The sequence below is a fragment of the Yoonia sp. genome (assembly GCF_042093035.1).
Lineage (GTDB): Bacteria > Pseudomonadota > Alphaproteobacteria > Rhodobacterales > Rhodobacteraceae > Yoonia.
In genome coordinates this window covers 1-3327 of the sequence record NZ_JBELFI010000114.1, presented here as the reverse complement: position 1 = coordinate 3327, position 3327 = coordinate 1, and the positions used below count along the sequence as shown (strand labels likewise).

Below are 3327 nucleotides of genomic sequence, written 5' to 3'. Positions count from 1 at the left end.
AAGCGCCTCTTCCGGCGTCTCCAGCGGCAGGCCATCAGCGCGCGATTGCCAGGCCTCGGCACGGATCTCCTGTTGCAGTGACGTCATGCGCGCCAGGATTGATGATACCGTATCGCCTTCGCGGAACTCATAATCGCGCGGCGCCAAAGATCCCTCCGGAGGGACTTGCGTCACATCGTTTTCCAACAGATCAATCTGACCAAGCGCATTGGCAATCTGCCAACTGGTCGCGCCTTCTGCAACGACAACACGAAAGGACGCGCCGCCCGCGTCACGGACGCCCAGATAGGTCGCTGGCAGGTCATCCCCACCGGCCTCAAAGCTGACCAGCTCGACAAAACGGTTGGTTTCAGGATCCAATTCACGCACATCCACGATCGTGCGCTCAATCCCGACACGGTAAATCACCTCTGCCCCACAGGTGTTGCGACCACCGCGGGTCACAATATCGACGATCTGCTCCATTGAGGCGCCCGCTGGAACGCGGAATTGGCCAAATTTCACCTCGCCTGACTTGTCGGTGTATTCCGCGCCCGCTTCAAAAATGAATGCCGAAGATATCGCATTTCGCGCCATAAGGTCATCGCTGATGCGATTGATATTCCCACCTCGCGGAACCTCCAGACAAATCGCCGCCTCAAGCGGGCCTTGCGATGTGTATTGACGGTTGGCCCATGCAACAACACCGGCCAGCAGAAACAGCGCGACCGTCAAGAAAGTCAGTCCATTTGCCGCAATATGACGCCACATCAGCCGACTTTCCCGAAAACAACACTCGCGTTCGTGCCGCCAAAGCCAAATGAATTTGACAAGGCCACATTAATCTCCGCCGGACGCTTTTGATTGGCACAAAGGTCAATGGCGGTCTCAGCCGCAGGATTGTCGAGATTGATCGTCGGCGGTGCAACCTGGTCGCGGATCGCAAGGATCGAGAAAATTGCTTCAATCGCACCCGCAGCACCAAGCAAATGACCGGTCGCAGATTTGGTAGATGACATTTTCAACGCAGACGCAGCATCACCGACCAGACGCTCGACAGCGCCAAGTTCAATCGTATCAGCCATTGTCGACGTCCCATGCGCATTCACATAGTTGATCTGGCCGGGCGCAATTCCGGCATTGCGACAGGCAGCTCGCATGGCCCGCTCTGCACCTTCGTGGTCCGGCGGTGGGGCGGTAATATGATGGGCATCACCACTCAGACCATAGCCCAGAACCTCAGCATAGATCTTCGCACCGCGCGCTTTGGCATGTTCATATTCCTCAAGCACAACAATCCCTGCCCCCTCACCCATAACGAAGCCATCTCGGTCCTCATCCCAAGGGCGGCTGGCTTTGGTTGGATCATCATTATGCTTTGTGCTGAGGGCCTTACAGGCATTAAAGCCTGCAATGCCCAACTCACATATCGCGGCCTCTGCACCGCCTGCGATCATGACATCAGCATCACCATATTGGATCAAACGGGATGCATCCCCAATCGCATGAGCGCCGGTCGAACAAGCCGTCACAACAGAATGGTTCGGGCCACGAAAGCCATAACGGATCGAAACCTGACCGGAAATCAGATTAATCAACGCACCGGGCACAAAGAATGGCGACACCCGGCGGGGACCTTTCTCGGCCATCATAACGGCGGTGTTGGAAATCGAATTGAGACCACCAATGCCAGAGCCAATCAAAACACCCGTGCGCTCAAGTGCATCTCGGTCCTCTGGCTGCCAACCGGCATCCTCAATCGCTTGCTGGGCGGCTGCCATACCGAACAGAATAAACGTATCAACCTTACGCTGCTCTTTGGGGTCCATGTAGGTCCCCGCATTGAAAGTGCCGTCAGTGCCGTCGCCCAAAGGAACCTCACAGGCGTATTGGGTCGTCAGCTTGCTTGGGTCAAATCCGGTGATTTTGCCGGCGCCGGACTGTCCATCCAGTATGCGCGCCCAACTTGCTTCAACACCATCAGCAAGGGGCGTGACCAACCCCAAACCTGTTACAACCACACGACGCATACTCAGCCCTCACCTTTTGGGGTATTTAACCCCCGTGTTACCCTAGCGGCATAGGCAGGGGCAAGAGCGGCGTCCGGGCTTCCGGCAAGTTGCTGCGCGGATTTCATGGGCGATTAAGGATTTCAATTTACCGCTGAGGGGGAAACAACCCCGGCGGCTCCATGCAATTCATCCGTTTCATCATGACGGCGATCGTGATCCTCTATGGTGGTAGCAAGGCCGCGATGGCCGATTGCGCAGTGATCGATCAACTCGATAAACTCTACCTGCTGCAAAGCAGGCTGGCGGCAAACCCCGATACAGCATTGTTTCGCGATGACATCCGGCAGCTGCGCGCGATTTCCAGCAGCTTGAGCGAACGAACCGCGATGCAGGCCGTTGACGGCAATACGCTGGTCGGCAAGGGTGCAGATGTGGTCCGGTTCCTACGCCAAACCCAAAGCCTTCTGCAACGGGTCAGCATGGACGATCCTTTTTCAGTACAGCCGCATTTCACCCCCATTGCACGGCGAACATTGACCCAAATGGCAGATCATCTCCGCGAATTGCGCTGCACCGATGAACAAATCGTTATTGCCCAAGCCGAAGCCGCCGAAGACCCTATAAGAGGCAACTCCGACGCCGAAGATCTGGAGGAAGTGAGCCAAGCAATTTCGCAATTTGCCGAAGATATTGTGGCACCGCGCAATCTGATCGCCTCAGTCTCGGTCATTGCCTTGAGCGTCATTGCAAGACCGTTCTTGCAGCGATGGATGATGATGCGGCGCAGACGCGCGAAGCGGCATAATACAAACCACGCGACCCACTACGAGTATGACGGAACCCGCAAGAAAGGTGCCCTTATCGACATCAACTGTTATGGCGCCAAACTGCGCCATGAGGGCGACAAAGCTTTGGAAAAAAGGGCGGCGATCAATATCACGATTGAGGGGGCAGACACCGAAGGCAACATCATCTGGAGCAACAAGCACTACAGCGGCGTCGCCTTCAGACAAATTATCAGCCTCGCTCAGGTCGATTTCGTTCGGATGACCGAATAGCTGCCGCCAATAAGCAAAACGGCGCCCCGAGGGACGCCGTTTCGTACACCAAAGCAGTGAGGTTTACTGCGCGCCGTCGATGAACTTGACCGCATCACCGAATGTCTGGATTGTTTCGGCAGCATCGTCAGGAATCTCAATTCCGAACTCTTCTTCAAAAGCCATCACCAACTCTACAGTATCAAGGCTATCTGCGCCAAGATCATCAATAAAGGACGCAGCTTCCGTCACTTTGTCTTCTTCAACACCAAGATGCTCTACAACGATCTTGCGTACGC

The 3327-nt window shown here is 55.5% G+C and carries 4 protein-coding genes; 1 reads left to right on the top strand and 3 read right to left on the bottom strand.

Annotation, left to right across the window (positions count from 1 at the left end; genetic code table 11):
- Both ACFDSS_RS12270 and fabF read right to left on the bottom strand, forming a co-directional pair.
- The coding region (locus tag ACFDSS_RS12270; RefSeq protein ID WP_375256027.1) for an endolytic transglycosylase MltG at positions 1–750 on the bottom strand (750 nt) is incomplete at its 3' end.
- Positions 750–2009, bottom strand: a complete 1260-nt coding sequence (fabF, locus tag ACFDSS_RS12265; protein WP_375256026.1) for a beta-ketoacyl-ACP synthase II — start codon at positions 2007–2009, stop codon at positions 750–752. The genes fabF and ACFDSS_RS12270, both read right to left, overlap by 1 nt.
- 161 nt (positions 2010–2170) lie before the next feature.
- Here fabF and ACFDSS_RS12260 point away from each other — a divergent pair, with 161 nt between their 5' ends.
- Positions 2171–3049, top strand: coding sequence for a hypothetical protein (locus ACFDSS_RS12260; RefSeq protein WP_375256025.1), 879 nt, complete (start codon positions 2171–2173; stop codon positions 3047–3049).
- 63 nt (positions 3050–3112) lie between these two features.
- Here ACFDSS_RS12260 and ACFDSS_RS12255 read toward each other — a convergent pair.
- A partial coding sequence (locus tag ACFDSS_RS12255; protein WP_375256024.1) for an acyl carrier protein occupies positions 3113–3327 on the bottom strand: 215 nt, incomplete at its 5' end.

Excerpts from the sequence above, each read along its gene's own strand:
- fabF (WP_375256026.1), bottom strand. The coding sequence starts at position 2,009 with ATGCGTCGTGTGGTTGTAACAGGTTTGGGGTTGGTCACGCCCCTTGCT.
- ACFDSS_RS12260 (WP_375256025.1), top strand. The coding sequence starts at position 2,171 with ATGCAATTCATCCGTTTCATCATGACGGCGATCGTGATCCTCTATGGT.